The sequence below is a fragment of the Motilibacter aurantiacus genome, from assembly GCF_011250645.1.
GTDB classification, from domain to species: domain Bacteria; phylum Actinomycetota; class Actinomycetes; order Motilibacterales; family Motilibacteraceae; genus Motilibacter_A; species Motilibacter_A aurantiacus.
The window spans coordinates 53,056-70,247 of the sequence record NZ_JAANNO010000013.1; the positions used below are offsets into that span (position 1 = coordinate 53,056).

Below are 17,192 nucleotides of genomic sequence, written 5' to 3' on the forward strand. Positions count from 1 at the left end.
GTATGTGAAGCAGTGGCCGCACCGGGTGTGGGCGGTCGAGGGCGCGAACGGCACCGGCCGGCCGCTGGCCCAGCGGCTGATCGCCGACGGCGAGCGGGTGGTCGACACCGGGCACGGGCGCAAGACCGACGCCACCGACGCGCACTCGATCGCCGTCACGGCGCTGCGCGTGCACACCCTGCGCGAGGTGGGCGTGCGTGAGGAGATCGCGGTGCTGCGGCTGTTGACCGACCGGCGCGACGAGCTGTCCCGGCAGCGGGCGCAGGCGTTGAACCGGCTGCACCGGCTGCTGCTCGAGCTGATCCCGGGTGGGGCGCCGCCGCACCTGTCCCCGCTGCAGGCCAAGACGCTGCTCTCGACGGTGCGGCCGCGTGACGCCGCCGGACGCACGCGGCGCGAGCTGGCGGTGGAGCTGCTCGGCGAGGTCGAGGGCATCGACCGCAAGCTGACTCCGCTGGTGCGCCGGCTGCGCGAGGCCGTCAAGGCCGAGGGGTCGCGGTTGATGGACGTGTTCGGTATCGGGCCGGCCGGCGCCGCGCGGATCCTGGCCGACGTCGGTGACGTGGCCCGGTTCCGAACCAGGAACCACTTCGCGTCCTGGACCGGGACCGCGCCGATCGAGGCCTCCAGCGGCGACACGAAGCGCCACCGGCTGTCCAGGGCGGGGAACCGGCGGCTCAACCACGTGCTCTACATCGCCGGCATCTGCCAGATCCGGCACGACACCCCCGGGCGGGCGTACTACCGGCGCAAGCTCGCAGAGGGCAAGACCCCGCTGGAGGCGATGCGCTGCCTGCGCCGCCGGCTCTCCGACGCGGTCTACCGCCAGCTCGTCGCCGACGCCGCCGCCCGCGGCCCTGCCGACGAGGATGGGGCGGGCCCGGGAGGGCACTCGGGGGCGACTACAGAGTCCAGCGCGGCCGACCTGTCCCCGGACATCGGCTCTTCGGACCAGCCACTTCCCGAGCCCGCAGCCCAGACGCTAGACCCACCGCGAACCACAGGAAAGGGCCGCGTGGTGTCGGCACAGGCCGCCCCTCGCCGGCGCGCCCGAGGCGTCAACGTGGAGCGCCCCACCGGACGAACGACGTTGACGCCGACCAGCGCCGGCGCACCCCCGCAGGCCTCGACACCACGCCCTTGACACTGAGGGGAGCCATGAGCGCAAGGTCATCGGCTACGACACCTGATACGAGGAGTCGACAGACAAGGGGAGTTTGAGACGCGGAACGGCAGCGTGGATGGAGTGACGATCACCTGGCAGCGCGGGTCCTAGGAGTCTTTCGCATGGGAGCGACATGACTTGGCATCAAGCCTCGTGAGCCCGCGTGTTTCGCGCCCACGTGCCGGTCTCCCGGTTGTAGGGGATCCGCCCTGTCCGGCCCCCATAGTGTTGCGCATGCCGCATTACTGTTCGGGCCTTGAGTGGGTAAGATCCTTGTGCGCAGCAGACGGACGTCCTGTACGTCCCCAGGCAGGTGTGAGACTGCTACTGCCGGGCAGCACACGCCGGACGCTTGCAGGGAGGGGGTTGTCATCCGTTACGCCTTGGTCGTCGCCACGAGCGAGTACGAGGATGAGCGGCTCGGAAAACTTCGTGCGCCTGCGCGAGACGCGACGGAGTTTGCTGCGGCGTTGGCACACCCGGAGATCGGTGACTTCCAGGTCAACTCGATAGTCAATGAACCCCGACAAGTCATTGAAGAGAGTATCGAACACTTCTTCGCCGGTAGGACTCCGGAGGATCTCCTCGTCGTCCATTTCTCAGGGCACGGGCTGAAGAACCAGTATGGGCGGCTCTATCTCGCGGCCAAGAATACGAACTTGGACCGCCTTGCATCCACATCCGTGTCCGCGTCATTTATCGAAGAACGGCTTTCAGAGACTAGGTCCCGAAAAGTTGTCGTTCTGCTTGACTGCTGCTACAGCGGGGCATTCGCACGAGGCTTCGTTCCGAAAGGCACTGACAGCGTCGACGTGCTACAGCAGTTTTCAGGTCGTGGACGGGTAGTGATCACTGCTTCGACGGCTATGGAGTACGCTTTCGAGGAGGCCGATCTTTCAATTGAAGCTGGCTCTCCGTCGATCTTCACGGGTGCGCTGGTGCGTGGCCTGGAGACGGGAGAAGCCGACATTGACCAGGATGGGCACGTCTCGGTAGACGATCTGTATCAGTACACCTTCAGTGCAGTGCGCGAACAAACTAGTGCTCAAACACCTACCTTGAAGATCATGGATTTGGAAGGTAGTTTGCGTATTGCCCGGGCGCGCCAAAGGGAGCCTCTCAAAGCGTTTCGCGCGGCACTGACGACTCAATCTACTGACGCGCCGAGATATGACACGGGTGATGTTTTCTCCTCCCGGTCCGCTGTTCAAGTGTATCGAGGCTTTGACCGCGTGCTGCAAAGAAAAGTTCTTATTGTGCTCCCTAATGAGAAGGCTCCGGGAGAGCTCGCGAGAGCCGCGATGAAGCGCGCGGGGGTTGCGGCAGCAAAGGTGCGCCATTCGGCGGTTCTGACCGTGCATGACGCTGCTCTGGATGCTAGGCCGCCTTACCTGGTACTTGAGTACGTCGACGCCGTGGCTGCGTCAGATCTCCTGTCGAATTCTTCCTCTGGCCTGCCGGAATTCTTGGTCGCAGACTTGGGGGAGCAGGTATGTCGCGGCCTGCAGGCCATACATGACGCCGGTATCGTGCACCGCAACATAAAACCCCTCAACATTCTATGGACTCGTGAGGGGCGGGTGAAGATTTTCGGCTTCGATCTCGCACTGTCAGACGCTGACGTCAAATCACCTGGGGGCGTCGTCGGAACAGCCGGCTACCTGTCACCGGAGCAAGCGAGAGGGGAGCCGGTGGATGGACGCAGTGACATCTATTCCCTGGGGTGTGCATTGTATGAATTGCGCAGCGGGCGGCCGCCGTTCACGGGCACCTCTCCCGTGAGTGTCGCTTACCAGCACGTCCGAGAGGAGCCTGCCCGGCTTGGCGTATTGATGACGGGGGTATCAGAAGCCTTCGACCTTTGCATAATGCGTGCCCTACGCAAGAAGCCGGACGACCGCTTTCAATCCGCCGATGAAATGGCAGAAGGACTCGTTAAGTGTGCCGAAATGGAGAACTGACAATGAGCGACACAAGGCTTCACCTAGTGATCATGGACGAAGATCGGTCCTTGCTTGAGGCAGAGGACCTGGCCATTCATCTCCTGCGTGAGCTGCATGAGCTCGACGGCGTAGAGGCGGCGCGTATCTCCAAGTCATCCACTCCACCAGGGGCGAAGTCGGGTGCCGCGGTCGAGGCGGCTGAGCTGCTTGTGACACTGATCTCGTCGGGCTCGTTGACTGCGCTTGTCGAGCTTATGACCTCTTGGCTGGGGAGGAATCAAGGCGTCACGGTCGCCCTGGAAGTCGATGGAGATAAGATCGAGGTCACAGGTGCCTCGAGAGCCCAGACTCAGCAACTCATCGATTCCTGGCTCGCTGCCCGTATGAGCGAAGAATAACCGGGGGGAGTATGACATCGACGCCTCGAAGACGTGAGGCTCTCTGCGTATGTCGCGGCCAACCTCGCCGGGGCGGCCAGAAGTTCCGCGACTTATGCGGGCGACGCCTTCTTTGGGAGCAAGATCCGGCCGGCCTAAGCAACGCGCAAGCGATACCAGGGCGAGCCTGTGCCGTGGCGAGAAACTAGACGAGGGGGGCCGATTTGGCAAGCGTGCATTCGTCTCGGAACAGGGGCCCCGCGCGAAGGAAGGCTTGATGCCCAACTGTTTTGGCGGGACGTCGGAGGTCCTTTGAAGTCCCTCCGCTTGCACACGGTTCCGCATCGCATCTGGCGCACGACATCCAAGTAGGCCGGATGTTCTGCTCGGGAAACGCCTATTCCTTCTTCGTGGGTCGTGCTCCAAACTCGCTCTTCGGCACGAGCGGATGTGGCGAGCCGCGAGCATGACTGCGCGCCGCAGCCCTCGTCCGCGCTGCCAGGATGGGACCGTGGGCTTCGAGCCGGGTCCCATCCTTGACCAACCGCTGATCGATCTCCTTGTTCAGCGCGACGGTGTTCCGTCCATTGTGGTTCTGCAGGATGGACGGCGCCTGGTCGTGCACAACATCGCGTGGGGCTACGACGCTGACGACTCTTACGCGCACGTCACCTCCAACGTCAGCCCCGACGTCCCAGGCAGCTCCGTCGACTTCTTCCACACGGACAAGGTGACGGAGATCTTGGATGGGTCAGGGCGGAGCATCTACCCCACGACCTGACCGCTCTTCGGCAAGAGCGGGCGGCCCGCGCGTTCGCGGGCACCTCCTGTGGGCCACGCACCAGGGCGTGGGCGGCGCTCGGTCGACCGATTTGCCCGAGCCGCGGGTCATGACCCCTGGAGTGGTGCAAGGGGGCGTCGGGGTGACCGAGTTGCGCGCAGGTGGCTGCGGGCCTTGCCAGCAGAAGGGGTGTGACACTGGGACTCGTGACGCTCGCCTGGGACGTCGTGATCGTCGGTGCGGGGCCGGCTGGGTCCTCCGCTGCCCTCTCCGCCCTGCGCTGCCTACCCGAGGCTCGTGTCCTGCTTCTCGATCGCGAGGAGTTCCCCCGCGACAAGGTCTGTGGGGACGCGGTTGGTCCCCGGAGCTTCGACGCGCTGAGCGCCCTGGGGCTGAGGAGAGAGTTTGCTGACTACGAGCCGGCCTCGCGGATGGTTTTGGGGTCGAGGTCGAGCCACGCTGAGCACCCGCAGCGTGGGGAGTTCCGGGTGGTTCCCCGACGCGTCTTCGACGCACGGCTCGTTCACGCAGCCGTGCAGGCTGGAGTGGTGTTCGAGCGCCGACGAGTGCGGACGATCGAGTCGACGGACGAGGCCGTGACGGTAGATGGGGAGTTAATGGCGCATGTCGTCATCGGTGCTGACGGGGCGGAGTCCGTCGTAAGAGGCGCGATGACCACTTCCAGGCCCCGGGCGACGGCCACGGCGGTCGCGATCCGCGGGTACGGACCCACCTCGGTGCCCACTCCCAGGATCATCTCCAAGAGCCGTGACTGGCCGGCGTACGCTTGGGAGTTCCCGATCGGGGATGGGACCTCCAACGTCGGCTACATCGACGTCCCGCGCCATGGCCGGCCCATCACGAAGGAAACGCTGCTTGCCGGGGTGCGCGAGCTGCTGCCGGTTGCTGCCGAGCGCGTCGAGACATGGCGAGGCCATCGCCTCCCCCTGGCTACCGCGCGCCCAACGCTTCCGGACGGGCGCGTGCTGCTGGTGGGTGATGCGGCTTGCTTGGTGAACCCCTCGAGCGGCGAGGGCATCCTCGACGCCCTTGTGTCGGGCACCATCGCGGGTGAGTGCGCCCACCTCGGCGCGGAGGCGGGCACCGCGTACAGGCGTCGTCTCCGGGAGGTCATGGGGCGGCACCAGCGGGACGCGTGGGTCGGTGCTCAGCTGTGCCGGGTGCCGGTGCTCGCGTCGTTGGGCTTGCAACTGGCGGAGGTGGACCGACGGTTCTTCGACGCCACGCTCGAGCTGACGCTCGGTGACGGGCGCATCAAGCCGCTGGTCACCGGACGGGCGCTGGCACGACTCGGAGCCGTCCGAGCGCGCGAGAGGCTCAGCATCTCCCGCAAGCTCACCTGACCCTGGCGACCCCAACGTCCCCGGGCTCCGTCACCGGCAAGGCGAGGGCCGCCTTGGCGGCGCCGTACTGCCGCGCCACCGCGCTCAGCCAGTCCGCTTCGCTCCAGAGATCAGCCCCGCCTTCCACCGCGCGCGGCGCCAACGCTGTCGCTCGTACCACGAGGCACTGCACTCTCGCCGTCGCCGCAGCTGACAGTGCGGCTGCATGGTGGAACGCAGCTGCGTCCTCGGCCGGCACCCCCGCCCGTTGCACGAGCTGCCACAGACGCGATTCATCGGGCAGGTAGCCGCGCAGAGCGAGCTCCGCGTCGCGGATCTCTGTGACCCGCCGGTGGAGGCGCCGCTGGACGTCGAGCACACGGTGGCTTCGCGGTGGGACGACACCCGGTGCGGCTGCCACCAGATCACACCACAGCGGACGCAGCGCGCGTAGCGCACGTGCGGCCCGCAGCGTACGAAGAAGCCGTGGTCCCCAGTCCGGCAGCGTCGCGCCCACGGCGAGCAGCGTCGTCGAGGTGTGCAGGTTCATCGCCATGACCAAGTCCGTCTGCCCCCAAAGAGTGAGCGGCGTCCCCACGAAGGCCGACGCGTAGAAGAGCGCGTCGAAGCCGACCAGCACGAGCGCGCCGTACCCAGCACCTGCGACCAGGCGCATGCCGACGCGGGCGTCGTGGCTCATCGCGTCTCCGAAGCGCCGCGCGGGGCCGATCGCGTCGAGCGCTGCCACGACCAGGGCCGCGTGGTGGATCGCGCAGAAGGCGACGTAGCGCGGGTGCTCCGCGGCGACGTACACGTACTTGGGATCGTTGACTGTCGTGTTGGCCCACGCCCACACGACGGCTTGTAGGGCAAGGATCGGCGGAAGCGCGACGTACCGCCGCCGCGCCAGACGGAGCGCGACCTCCGATGCGTGTCGTTGGTAGAGCAGCAGGTTGCGTGCCGGCCAGATCATCGCCAGCCCGAGAGCTTGCGCAATCAGAGCCGCGACGTTGGGCGTGTCGGTGGCGTCGCCGAGCCAGCGGTACATCGGTGGGCAGTACGCCGTGCTCGCCAGCGCCAGGCAGACGAGCATCCCCGGCAGTGCGCGTCCGGCTGGCGTCGACGGTGCTCGTCGCAGAGCGGCGAGCTTGTACGTCGCGGCGACCCACACGATCGCCGGTGGCACGAGCTCGAGCGCGAGCACGACGACGTCACAGCCGCCTGGAGTCGCGCTTCAGCGCCGCCTCGAGCGCCGACAGCGCAGGGGCGCGTTCCATCGACGCCTCGACGTAAGCGACGAGCAGGTCCGCCATCTGCTCGGCCTCGCGCTCCTCGTCCGTCGCGTACGCCTCCCTCGCGAGCATCACCGTCGCCGCGCCCGGCGCGAGCAACAGCGGAGCCAACACCGCGGCCGGGGAGGAGCGGTGGCCGGAGGTCATGTGACCGAGCTCGTGGGCGATGATCTGCGCCTGGTGTCGCGGGCTCGTGTCGCGCTCGTAGAACACGTAGTCAAGCTCGCTAGTCGCGACCCAGGCGCCAGTCGGTCCACCGGGCGGCAGCGAGAGGGGACGCAAGCGCACCGGACGCTCGCGTAGCCGCTCGACGTGGTCGACGACGTCCACCATGCTCGTGACCACGTCCGGGAGCGCGAGCTGGCGCAGCCGCGTCTCACAGCGGTGCCGCAGCGAGCGCTTCATCCGCGCCTCCTGTGCGCGAGCCGACGTCGCACGCTCGATCGGTCCGAGGCCGACCATCGAGCAGGGCTCATTCTGCGCCCGCTAGTCGCCCGGTGTCTCTCTCCCAGAGGCGGCTTCTTCGTCCTGTCGGATCTGCTCGACCATCCGCGCCACTGCTGCGCGTCCCTCGGGTGACAGCTCCGCGACGTGAAGCGCCACAGCCCGGACGTCCTCGTCGCGGAGCGCTGCGACGAGGTCGAGCTCGTCGGTCACCTGGGCGGCGGCGGAGTCGTCGAGGAAGTAGGCCATCGGCACGCCGAAGAATTGGGCGATGGCCTCGAGGTGCTGCATCGTCGGGTTGGTGCGCTGACCCTTGCGCAGGTACATCAGATAGGTCGGAGAGATCGTGGGCCCGCCCGCGCGTTCGATGCCGGCCGCTACCTCGCGGAGGCTGAACTCGCCCCGGTCACGGGGGTGGACCTGCCGGAACAGGTAGTCGAGCTTCTGCGCGAGCGTCCGAGGCTCAGGAGAGGCGTTCGTGCCGTCGCCTGCATCCTCGAAAGTGACCACTGCCCTGCTCTCTCGTCGCGCTGCCTGCCGCCCAGATCGTTCCATGGGGCACCCCGAGGCGGGACGTCCGGCAGGGCGTCCATTGAGGTTGACGGCGACGTTGCGGTCCATGAGACGAGGTGAGCGGGGGAGAGCGGCGCGCCTGAGGTCTACTCGAACAGGTGTACGAGAGATGTCATCCTGAGGCAATGGCGGGTGGGCAGGGGTGGAAGCCAGGGCGGCGCCCGCTCGTCGAGTGCGTCGCACCACTACCTCGGCGCCCTGTCCCGCGGCACTGCTGGGTCGAGGGGCTGCTCGACTACCCGGGCAGATGGCCCGGGCTCGTCGTCGCGCGCGAGCGCGACGCGGCTGGGCTGTGGCACGGTCGTGTCGTTTTCGTCGTGTCGCGCAACTCTGAAGTGGTCCTGATCGAGATGTGGCTCGACTTCGTCCATCTGCGCCCGAGTTGAGCACTCGCGCTCGACCCCCTGCCGGGAGCTCGCCCAATCCGTGCCCGGCCTTGTGTCCGCGTGCCCGTCGCTGTTAACTGCAGTGGACAGCTGGCGATGGAGGTTGCGGTGCAGACGGATACCGGACGACGAGAGCGCGCTCTCCTGGAAGCACTGCTCGAGCGGCACGGTCAGGCATGGCCGGTGACCGTGCTCGTGCCGTGTCGCGTGCCGCGGCGGAGCTGCCGCACCACCTCGCGGTCGCCGGCGAGCCTGCTGTTGACGCCGAGGCGGATCTGTCCGACGCGCTCGGCGCCATTAATGCAACACGCATGCGTCTCGCCCGCCTGGCGTCATCAAGGGCGGCGGTCTCCACCGCGACGGGATGCGCGCGAGCGGCACGCCTCTTGGGCGAGGCGCAGCGGTTCCTGCGCGACGAGCCGTGCTGACGTACGGCGACGGCATACGCGAGCTGTGCGCTTCGATGTCCCTCCTCGTCGCCTCCGGGCCGCCCACTCCCGCTCAACGGCTGACGGTCTCGCAGACCGAGCGCGCTGCCGCAGCGCGCGACGCAATCGTCGGTGAGGTGCGCGGGTTGGCCGTGTCCCTGACCCAGCTGCAGCCCGACACCACCGTCGTGCTGAGCCCCGAACACCTGGTGACGCACCCGGCACACGTGATGACACGCGCGTTACGAGAGCTGCCGAAGGCCGGGGACCCGGACGGGACCCGCGCTCCGAGCGAGCTGCTGGGCAGGAATCACGACCCACTGACAGCCGCGTGGACCAACGCCGGCAGATCTGCGGTGTCGCTCGAGCGCTGGAACCACGCGATCGCGCGCCTCAGCGGAGACGCAGCGTGGAGCGCTCTGCGCGACGTGGCCGAGCTCGCAGACTGCATCCCCTATCTGGACGAGGATCTCGCGATGCAGTCCACGCCGGACGTGTCCGAGCGGCTTCGCTCACCGATCTCTTGCGCTTCTCTCCGCCTTGCCGTGCAACAGCTACGCCAGCAGACGGCGGGTCTTCCGGCAGCGGGCTATCTCGACGGGCTGCCGACGACGGCAACGCCGGAGGTCGTCGTCGTGCGGGGACCCGCCGACATCGCCGATGCCACGCGCAGGATGACGGCCGTCCTTGCGGCGCGGGGACCGAACATCCCGATGGACGACGTCGTCGCGGCGGCGGAGCTCCTCCTCCATGGCGTACACATGACTGCGCGGGTTGCAACGCGGCGCTTCTTGCCAGCGGAGGAAGCTCGCGTCGTTGAAGAGTTCAAGGTTGCCGTGGACCCGCTGCGCGAAGCCATCGCCAGACAGGGGCAGACGGTGACGCTGTCCAAGGGTGATGTGCGCGTCCGGCACCTCGGGTACGAGCTGTACAAGCAGCTGCGACAGGTGGGCGAGTCGGGCGAGACCGCGGACCTCATGCGCAACTGGCTGCGCGAAGTGCCATCCCTAGCCTTGGCTGTTCGTGGCGGCCTCGTCGCATCCGGCGCTGCCGGCCGGTTGCTCGAACGTGCCGATTACGACGTACGCGCGCACGGGCGGGTGCTGCACTGGGTCAAGGTGACGCCGGCGCAGCTGCACCACCTGCCGCTGCTACGCGTGTTCGGCGCGGTGACCGAGAAGGTCACGGCAGCAGCACGCCGCTTGCCGAGCGAACGCGCAGCAGACCACGCGACGCCGGAAGGGTGCACGCCGGGCATTCCACAACTGCGCCACGCCCTCTTCGCCCGGGAGCTACGGCATCCACCGAAGCCACTCGTCGTGCCGCGCGAAGCCGCTGACAGCCTGCCGCTCTACGGAAGCCCACAGGCGACAGCGCGAGGACCAGCCCGGTGGGCTTAGCAGCCGCGTCGGCGCGGCGCTGGTAGGGATCGAACCGGTTGCTGAACTTTACGTGGGAGGACGAAGCCATGGCGCAAGATAGAGCCGCGCGACGATCGGCGGAGAAGGTGGCACGCGACGTACTCGTGGGGCCCATGGTCGAGGCTGTTGGCGTACTTGCTGAGGCGGCCGCAGACCGCGAGCGTCGCGCTCAGGGGCTGGAGTCTGCGCGGGAGCGCGGCCGCGAGCTTGTGCAGGCCGCCCGCCTGAGGGCGAGGGAGCTCGTGCAGCAGAGCGGCAAGGAGATCCGCACCGCCGATGAGGCGTACGCCGCCAGCCGTGCCGGAGCGCTCGAGCGGGGGTGGTCCGACGCGGCGCTGACGGGCATGGGGTACCCCCCATTAAAGGCACCACGAGGTACTCAGCGACGGGCGTCACGTCGGACCGTCGCCACGCCGCCTGCTGCCACAACCGATTCGAATGCGGCGTAAGACCTCGCACGGCGCGCCGGGCGCACGCACTACCTCTTCTCCAAGGCGGTACCTGCGGCAGGCCAGCGATGGTGAATCGTAGGAACCGGGTCCGCAGGCGGAAGCAAGATATGCGTCTGGAGTCCAGACCGCTACCCGCTGGCGCGGGCAGCGGTCCACACTCCAGCCTCGTTGCTTCCCCCTTGCGTCCCACTCCGCAAGTCGCGCACCTGGGGGAGCGGCCGACCCGGCGGGGTCGGGAGGAAGAGGCGAAGGGGCGTGCCGACCGGGCGCGGTCAGCACGAACAGGACAGGAGAGCGAAGGGCAATGAAAGGGCAGGGCGAGACGCTGGAGGGCAGCAGGCCGGCCCGCTCGCGCGCCGCCTCAGCCAAGGATCGGATGCACCTGTTTCCGGGCCGCTCGCACAAGCTGCAGCCCCGGTTCAGCGATGAGGAGATGGCGGCGGTCAAGCAGGCGGCGAAGGCGTCGGGGCTCACTCCGACGGGCTACACGGCGGCCGTGACGGTGGCCGCCGCGACGAACACCGTGCCCCCGACGGCGTCCCTTCCGCGGCAAGCGCTGGCCGAGCTGATGGAGGCCCGGGCCCAGGTCCGCATGTTCGCCAGCAACGTCAACCAGGCCGCCAAGGCGCTCAACTCAGGCGCGGACGAGCCCGAGTGGCTGGCCCGGGCGGTCGAGCTGACCAACGCCGCCGTGCGCAGGCTGGACGCCGCGACGACGCAGATCGTGTCCAGGCTGCCGTGAGAACGGTCCTGCGCGAGGGCGTTTCGATCGCCGCGGTGGCGGTGCTGTTCGCGGCCATCTGGACCGTGCTCAGCGTGCTGTTCACCGACGCGACGTGGCGGGACGAGGCGCCCTTCGGGCTGGCTCTGGGTCTCGCCGTCGCCGTGGCCGAGGCGGTCCCGCGGTGGCGCCGGCGGCGGAGCCGACCGTGATCACGAAGCGGATTCTCGGCGGGCGAGTGGCCGGGCTGGTGCACTACCTGTACTCCGAGTCGCCCGCCCAGCAGGCCGAGCAGGGAGGCCGCTCGCGTCATGAAGACCCGCGCTTGGTCGGCGGCTGGGACGCTGTCGAGCACCTGGAGCCGGGGCGCACGGCGCGCGGAGTGCGGGACTTCCGCGACCTGATCGCGGCGCTGGAGGCCCCGTGCAAGGCGGCGAGCGTTGGGCCGGAGGCCAAGCCGGTCTACCACCTGGTGCTGCGCAACCACGCCGATGACCGAGTCCTCACGGACGCCGAGTGGGGCGAGATCGCGGCCGACATGATGGACCGCACGGGCATCGCGCCGGCCGGAGACCCACTCGGCGCGCGCTGGATAGCGGTGCGTCACGCCGACGATCACGTGCACGTCGTGGCCACGCTGGTGCGCCAGGACGGCAAGCGGGTTCGCCCGCAGAACGACTTCGCCCGATTGCGCGAGGGCGCCCACGCGGCCGAGTCAAGGTACGAGCTGTCGGTCAAGACGGCGCCTGCCGACCGCACCTCCGAGCCGCCGCCGACGCGCGCTGAGACCGAGCAGGCCGCGCGGAACGGCCGCAAGGAGGTCCCGCGAGACACGCTGCGCCGCGCCGTCCGCACCGCAGCTGCCCAGTCCGAGAGCCTGGAAGAGTTCGTGGCGAAGCTAGGAACGCAAGGCGTACGGGTGCGTCTGCGCGAGTCCGAGCGCAACCCCGGCGAGGTCACCGGGTACTCGGTCGCGCTCGAGGACCAGGTCGACAAGGACGGCAAGCCCGTGTACTTCGGAGGAGGGCGGCTCGCGTCCGACCTCACCCTGCCGAAGCTCCGGGCCCGCTGGAATGCGCCTCAGCTGGACGAGTCGACCCCCGGCGACGAGGCCGTCGCTGCGTCGCGCGGGCAGGCCGAGCCGGGTGACGCGAAGACCCCGGGACCGCAGTACGGGGCGACCGGCCGGCGGCTGCACGGGCCGTACCGGCCGTCGCCGGAGGAGCGACGCGTGGTGCTGATGAGCGCGGCCGCCGCTGCGAAGCAGGGCGCGGAGCACATCAATCGGGCCGTCGCTGGAGGAGACCTGGCGGGCGCGGCAGACGCCGCATGGGCGGCGTCGGACTTCCTGACGTCGGCCGCGCGAGTGCTCGAGGCGCAGCGGCCGGGGCCGTTGACGGCCGCTGCGCGTCGGTTCGAGCGCGCCGCCCGCGAGACGTACGGCCGAGTGCCGGCGCCCTCAGGGGCGGGTCACAGCCTGCGCGCCGGCGCCCGCGCACTGTCCGCTATCCGGCGCACGATGGATCAGGAGACGCGCCAGGTGTTGGCGCTGATGGCGCAGATGTACGCGCTCCTGTCGTCCGTGGAGCGGATGCGCGAGCAGCAGCAGCGGGCCGCTCAAGCGGCGGCGGCACGGGAGGCCGCGTACGAGCTGCGGCGCGAGTACCAGCGGATCGTGGTCAGTGGCCCCGCGGGACCGAGCGCCGCCCGACAGGCCTGGGAGGACCGCCGGGCCGCCGATGTCGCAGCTGCACCGGCCCCGACCACGCCCACAACACCCGCACCTAGCGCCGACCAATGGCCACCCCCCACGCCCTGGGAGCGTCACCGCGGCCCACAGCCAGGCCGCTAGTCCGAACCAACTGAGTCGGCGCCGCGCCACCCAGGCCAGCCATCGCCGCCCGATCGGCGGCATGACCGGATGATCGGAAGCGCCGACACCCGGATCTACAGAAGCTGCGCGGGGGCGACGACCGGCGGTCTGGGCTGCTAGTCATGTCGTGGTGGTGCGGTGCAACCTGGCGGTGGCCGGGGTGCGTGTGGGAGGTGTGGGAGCGACGGGGGCGCCGGTGACGGCCGAGGGGGGCTTCGACGAGTTCGTGGCGGCGGCGTCGCCGCGGCTCGTGCAGCACTTGTCCCTGGCGCTCGGTGATCCGTCGCGGGCGCAAGACTGTGCGCAGGAGGCGTTCGTTCGGGCGTGGCAGCGCTGGGCGCGGTTGACCGCGGAGGGATCCGACCCGTACGCGTGGGTCCGGACGGTGGCCTGGCGGCTCGCGGTCAGCGACTGGCGTAAGGCGGCCGCGCACCTGCGGGCACTGGTTCGCCACGGCCCCGCGCTCGACGTGGCCGAGCCCTTACCGGACGGGGTGGCGATCCGGGACGCGCTCGCCAGGCTGCCCGTCGACCAACGCGTCGCGCTGGTCCTGCACTACTTCGCCGACCTGCCGGTGCGCGAAATCGCCGACGTCCTGCGGGTGCCCGAGGGGACGGTGAAAGCGCGGTTGTCGCGCGGGCGCAAGGCGCTGGCCGGGCTGTTGAGCGAACTGGAGGAGGCACGGTGAGCGAGCCCACCGACGAGCAGTTGCGCGGCCTGGCCGAACGGTTGCACGGCGAGCCGTTGACCGGCCTCGGGCTCGAGGGCCCTGCGGTCCGAAAGGTGGCCCGCCGACGCCGAACACGACGCGTCACGGCCGCCGCGGGCGCTGCTCTTGCCGCGCTGGCCGCCGTCGCCGTCGCTCCCACGCTCACTGGAGCGGATCGGGTGACACCCGGGCCGGCGGCCGTCGCCACTCCGGCAGCAAGTGCCGCCGGGTGTGCCGATCCCGAGGGCAGGCACGCGCGCTGGGCGCAGGTGCCCGAGCTCCCGCAAGCCCTCGCGCTGCAGACCGCAGACTTTCGTGACCCGTGGCGGGAGGACTCCGTCACGTCGGACGTGTCGGTCCGGTCGCCGGAGGGCCGCTCGCCTGAGCGGGCTATCGGGGTCGGGTTCATGTCGGACGCCGACCCGACCTGGCAGGTGTTCTCGTCCGTGCTGCAGTACCGGGCTGGGCAGAGTACAGAGGCGTACCAGCGCATCCTGGAAGAGGAGCTCTGCCTCCGCGACCGGCAGCGGACCACCGTCGTGTCCACGTCGACAACCGGTGGGGTCGAGGTTCAGGTCCTGCGCCGCGACATCGCCAACGTGAGCGGCGCCCCCGACGTGGCGATCGTGGCCGTGATCCGCGCCGGGGACCGCATCGCGCGGGTCAGCGCCAGCACCATCGAGCCGGCCAGCGGCCCGCTCACCGGTGACGTGAACGCCTGGGGCCAACAGTTGGCCAACGCTGCCGCGGCTCGCCTCACCGCCCAGCAGCCCCGCGAGATCGGGCCGGCGCCCCGGGTCGTCGCGGCTCCACCGGACGGCTTCCTACAGGCCGGCGACATCGGCCCCGGATGGCGCGTGGGCGCTCAGAACGGCGACCGCCGTGCGGTGCCAGCAGGCGTGATGGGACGAGCGCCAAGCAGTGACTGCGACCGAACGCTCACGTTCACCGGCAGCGGCGGCACCGCGCAGACCTACCGGAAGAACGGTGCCATCATCGAACGGCGCAGGAGCGCTCGGCTCGTCAACCTGCCGATCGCGGAACAGGTCGTGCGGTTCGACAAGGAGCAGGCCCGCGCCTACCTCACGGCCCTCACCACGACCTGGATACGCTGCAACGGAGGCACCGTCGAGGCCGTCAGCGGCGTGAGCGACGAGGCGTACGTGCTCGTCAAGGAAGGGGTCGCGACCGTCGTCGCTCGCTCGGGTGACCGGCTCGTCCAGTTGAACGCCGTCCCTGTCGGCGCCGACCCCGCGCGGCTACTCCAACTGGCCGCCGAGCGAGCGCTCTGACGGCGGCATGTGCGCGCATCCTGTTGTCGAGTCGACAGGGTCACCTGCAGTGATCCTTGAGTACGGCAGCTCATGCGTCGGCGCCGGTCAGGCGGCCAGGATGTCGGCGTGACCTCCTTCCGCCGCACCCGTGCGTCGCGCCGCTTCCCGAGCCTTTGGCTCGGTCTGGCCCCTCTGATGGTCGTCGTGGGGTGTTCCTCGGGGGGCGACAGCGTCGCCGGTGGCTCGACGTCGGCTACTCCTCGGCCGGGCCAACTTGCCCTGTCGACCTTGTCGAGCAAGCTGAGCTGCGAGAACGTCAACGTCGACACGGATCAGGTCTTCAGCCGTGAGAGTGGGACCTGCACCTCAGGGGCGGATGAGCTAGGTCTGTACACCTTCGTCGACCGTATGAACCGTGACCGATGGATCGAGGCGGTTCACGGGCTCGACATCGGGACGCTTGTCGTGGGGGACGCATGGGTGATTGCCGTTGACGGCGACGAGATCGCGCGTCGCGTCCAGCAACTGGTCGGGAGCGAGATCCGCTAGAGAGCGCGCCCGGCGTCCCGACATCGGCATGACCGTGCATCTACTGGATGCGTTCCGCGGCGCTGAACAGCCCGCGGCTGCCCCAAGCGTGCGTGGCTGCAGCAGCAGTGGTCGAGCGGGTCTGGGGCAGCAGGAGGCCCTCGGAACTGACCAGTTCCGGGGGCCTGATGCGTGCTGCTGGGGCGCCCACGTCGGGCTATTGGAGGCGTCGTCCGGAGGCCGCGAGCTGTGCGGTCGCGGGCGCCGGAGCGGGAGTGGCCGGAGGTGCCGTGTCGAGGCTGGGAGCGCCGGAGAGGGGGGCGGGGTAGGCGGCTGCGGTCAGTGAGGCGGCGCTGGCACGGTTGGTCAGCGGCTGCGTGGACGGCTCACCGCTATCGGCTCGCCCCCGGGCATCAGCCCCGCCGGCGTCTACGGCGAGGTACTCGCGCATGAGCAGGTCGTGGTCCAGCCCGTGCGCCGACGCGAGCTCGTTCATCTGCCAGCTGGCCACCCCCGGGGGAAGGTCAGCGAGGATTGGGGCGACGGCGCGAGCGGCCGCCACGCGCCCCTCGGGCCACTGAAGCCGGTCCCGGTAGCGGCTCATCGTGTCCTCGAGGACGGCCGCGACGAGGGGCCGGGTCGCGGCCGCGCGCAGCGATGCCGCGAGCGTCGAGGGGCCGTATTGACCCAGCAGGTCGGACGGGTCGTGGCCCGGGACGCCGGGCGCCCGGTCGGGGTGCAGGCCCGCTGCGCGCAGCAGGGGGTACGCCGCGATGGCGGCCGCGCGGCCGGGCTCGTCCTCGTCGGGAGCGACGATCAGGCCCCGGCCGGTGGCCGAGGCCGCGAGCAGGTTGGCCTGGTGCTGGGTCAGTGCGGTGCCGCCGGGGGCCACCCCGTAGAAGCTGCCGGGGTCGGTCGAGGTGACGGCGAGGACGTCCCACCGGCCCTCGACGAGGACCGGGGTGGCCCCTGCTGCGCGGCCGTCGAGCTCGGGCATCGAGCCGAGCCCGAACGTGTGCTCGCCCTTGCGGTAGATCGGGGTGACCGGGGAGTCGAGGTAGCGCGGCGGCGCGCCCTCGGCGCCAGCCCGGGGGTCCAGGGACTGCCCGCTGAAGCCGACGACGCGCCCGAGCTCGCCGGCAGGGGCGGCGCTGGTGATGGGGAACATGACCCGGTCGCGGAAGCGGTCGACGACCGTGTTGCGCGAGGTCTTCATGCCGAGCCCGGACTCCAGGAGCTGCTCGTTGGTGTAGCCGAGGCCGCGCAGGTGGTTGGTCAGCGCCGTCCAGGACGGGGCCGCGTAGCCGACCTGGTACTTGCTGAAGGTCTCGGTCGTGACACCGCGGCGCTCCACCTCGGCGAAGAACCGAGCGACGTCGCGGTCCTTAGCGCCGCCCCATCCGCGGGTGTAGAAGCGTCGGGCCTGGTCGTGCATGGCGTAGAGCTGAGCGTGGTCGGTGGGGCTCATGAACCGGGACCTAC

Annotated in this window: 16 protein-coding genes; 12 read left to right on the forward strand and 4 right to left on the reverse strand. The window is 69.5% G+C overall.

All coding sequences use genetic code 11. From position 1 onward, the window contains the following. The 5 genes from G9H72_RS17925 to G9H72_RS17945 all read left to right on the forward strand — a co-directional run. Positions 1 to 1,144: IS110 family RNA-guided transposase (locus G9H72_RS17925; protein ID WP_166173662.1), on the forward strand; the 1,144-nt coding region annotated here is incomplete at its 5' end. Positions 1,145 to 1,440: 296 nt separating this feature from the next. Next, positions 1,441 to 3,126 (forward strand): caspase, EACC1-associated type, encoded by a 1,686-nt coding sequence (locus G9H72_RS17930; RefSeq protein WP_331272401.1) that lies wholly within the window; start codon positions 1,441 to 1,443, stop codon positions 3,124 to 3,126. Positions 3,127 to 3,128: 2 nt separating this feature from the next. Continuing rightward, entirely contained in the window at positions 3,129 to 3,506 is a 378-nt protein-coding gene (locus G9H72_RS17935) for an effector-associated constant component EACC1 (protein WP_166173666.1), read from the forward strand. A 490-nt stretch (positions 3,507 to 3,996) separates the two neighbouring features. Continuing rightward, a complete protein-coding gene (locus G9H72_RS17940; RefSeq protein ID WP_166173668.1) occupies positions 3,997 to 4,266 on the forward strand; it encodes a hypothetical protein in 270 nt (89 codons plus the stop codon). Positions 4,267 to 4,472: 206 nt separating this feature from the next. Then, a complete protein-coding gene (locus tag G9H72_RS17945; protein WP_166173670.1) occupies positions 4,473 to 5,630 on the forward strand; it encodes a geranylgeranyl reductase family protein in 1,158 nt (385 codons plus the stop codon). Here G9H72_RS17945 and G9H72_RS17950 read toward each other — a convergent pair. The 3 genes from G9H72_RS17950 to G9H72_RS17960 form a co-directional block, all read right to left on the reverse strand. Continuing rightward, positions 5,623 to 6,813 (reverse strand): MAB_1171c family putative transporter, encoded by a 1,191-nt coding sequence (locus G9H72_RS17950; protein WP_166173672.1) that lies wholly within the window; start codon positions 6,811 to 6,813, stop codon positions 5,623 to 5,625. The two genes, G9H72_RS17945 and G9H72_RS17950, sit on opposite strands and share 8 nt — an antisense overlap. A 7-nt stretch (positions 6,814 to 6,820) precedes the next feature. Then, positions 6,821 to 7,306 carry a hypothetical protein gene (locus tag G9H72_RS17955; protein WP_166173674.1) on the reverse strand — a complete coding sequence of 162 codons (486 nt, stop codon included), beginning with the start codon at positions 7,304 to 7,306 and terminating at the stop codon, positions 6,821 to 6,823. Positions 7,307 to 7,387: 81 nt separating this feature from the next. Continuing rightward, on the reverse strand, positions 7,388 to 7,855 hold the full coding sequence (locus G9H72_RS17960) for a helix-turn-helix domain-containing protein (RefSeq protein WP_166173676.1): 468 nt from the start codon (positions 7,853 to 7,855) through the stop codon (positions 7,388 to 7,390). Positions 7,856 to 8,725: 870 nt separating this feature from the next. Here G9H72_RS17960 and G9H72_RS17965 point away from each other — a divergent pair. The 7 genes from G9H72_RS17965 (at position 8,726) to G9H72_RS17995 (ending at position 15,731) form a co-directional block, all read left to right on the forward strand. Next, a complete protein-coding gene (locus G9H72_RS17965; RefSeq protein ID WP_166173678.1) occupies positions 8,726 to 10,132 on the forward strand; it encodes a hypothetical protein in 1,407 nt (468 codons plus the stop codon). Positions 10,133 to 10,981: 849 nt separating this feature from the next. After that, a complete protein-coding gene (locus G9H72_RS17970) occupies positions 10,982 to 11,347 on the forward strand; it encodes a plasmid mobilization protein (RefSeq protein WP_166173680.1) in 366 nt (121 codons plus the stop codon). Then, a complete protein-coding gene (locus G9H72_RS17975) occupies positions 11,344 to 11,538 on the forward strand; it encodes a hypothetical protein (protein WP_166173682.1) in 195 nt (64 codons plus the stop codon). The genes G9H72_RS17970 and G9H72_RS17975 overlap by 4 nt, the downstream gene beginning before the upstream one ends. Then, positions 11,535 to 13,178, forward strand: coding sequence for a relaxase/mobilization nuclease domain-containing protein (locus tag G9H72_RS17980; RefSeq protein ID WP_166173693.1), 1,644 nt, complete (start codon positions 11,535 to 11,537; stop codon positions 13,176 to 13,178). The genes G9H72_RS17975 and G9H72_RS17980 overlap by 4 nt, the downstream gene beginning before the upstream one ends. A gap of 217 nt (positions 13,179 to 13,395) precedes the next feature. Beyond that, entirely contained in the window at positions 13,396 to 13,887 is a 492-nt protein-coding gene (locus G9H72_RS17985) for an RNA polymerase sigma factor (protein WP_166173695.1), read from the forward strand. Further along, on the forward strand, positions 13,884 to 15,200 hold the full coding sequence (locus tag G9H72_RS17990; protein WP_166173697.1) for a hypothetical protein: 1,317 nt from the start codon (positions 13,884 to 13,886) through the stop codon (positions 15,198 to 15,200). The genes G9H72_RS17985 and G9H72_RS17990 overlap by 4 nt, the downstream gene beginning before the upstream one ends. 108 nt (positions 15,201 to 15,308) lie before the next feature. After that, a complete protein-coding gene (locus tag G9H72_RS17995; protein WP_166173699.1) occupies positions 15,309 to 15,731 on the forward strand; it encodes a hypothetical protein in 423 nt (140 codons plus the stop codon). A gap of 196 nt (positions 15,732 to 15,927) precedes the next feature. Here the strand turns inward: G9H72_RS17995 and G9H72_RS18000 are convergent, their stop codons facing one another. Next, on the reverse strand, positions 15,928 to 17,178 hold the full coding sequence (locus G9H72_RS18000; protein WP_166173701.1) for a toprim domain-containing protein: 1,251 nt from the start codon (positions 17,176 to 17,178) through the stop codon (positions 15,928 to 15,930). Between the last annotated feature and the right edge of the window lie 14 nt (positions 17,179 to 17,192).

Excerpts from the sequence above, each read along its gene's own strand:
- G9H72_RS18000 (WP_166173701.1), bottom strand. The coding sequence starts at position 17,178 with ATGAGCCCCACCGACCACGCTCAGCTCTACGCCATGCACGACCAGGCC.
- G9H72_RS17955 (WP_166173674.1), bottom strand. The coding sequence starts at position 7,306 with ATGAAGCGCTCGCTGCGGCACCGCTGTGAGACGCGGCTGCGCCAGCTC.
- G9H72_RS17970 (WP_166173680.1), top strand. The coding sequence starts at position 10,982 with ATGCACCTGTTTCCGGGCCGCTCGCACAAGCTGCAGCCCCGGTTCAGC.
- G9H72_RS17935 (WP_166173666.1), top strand. The coding sequence starts at position 3,129 with ATGAGCGACACAAGGCTTCACCTAGTGATCATGGACGAAGATCGGTCC.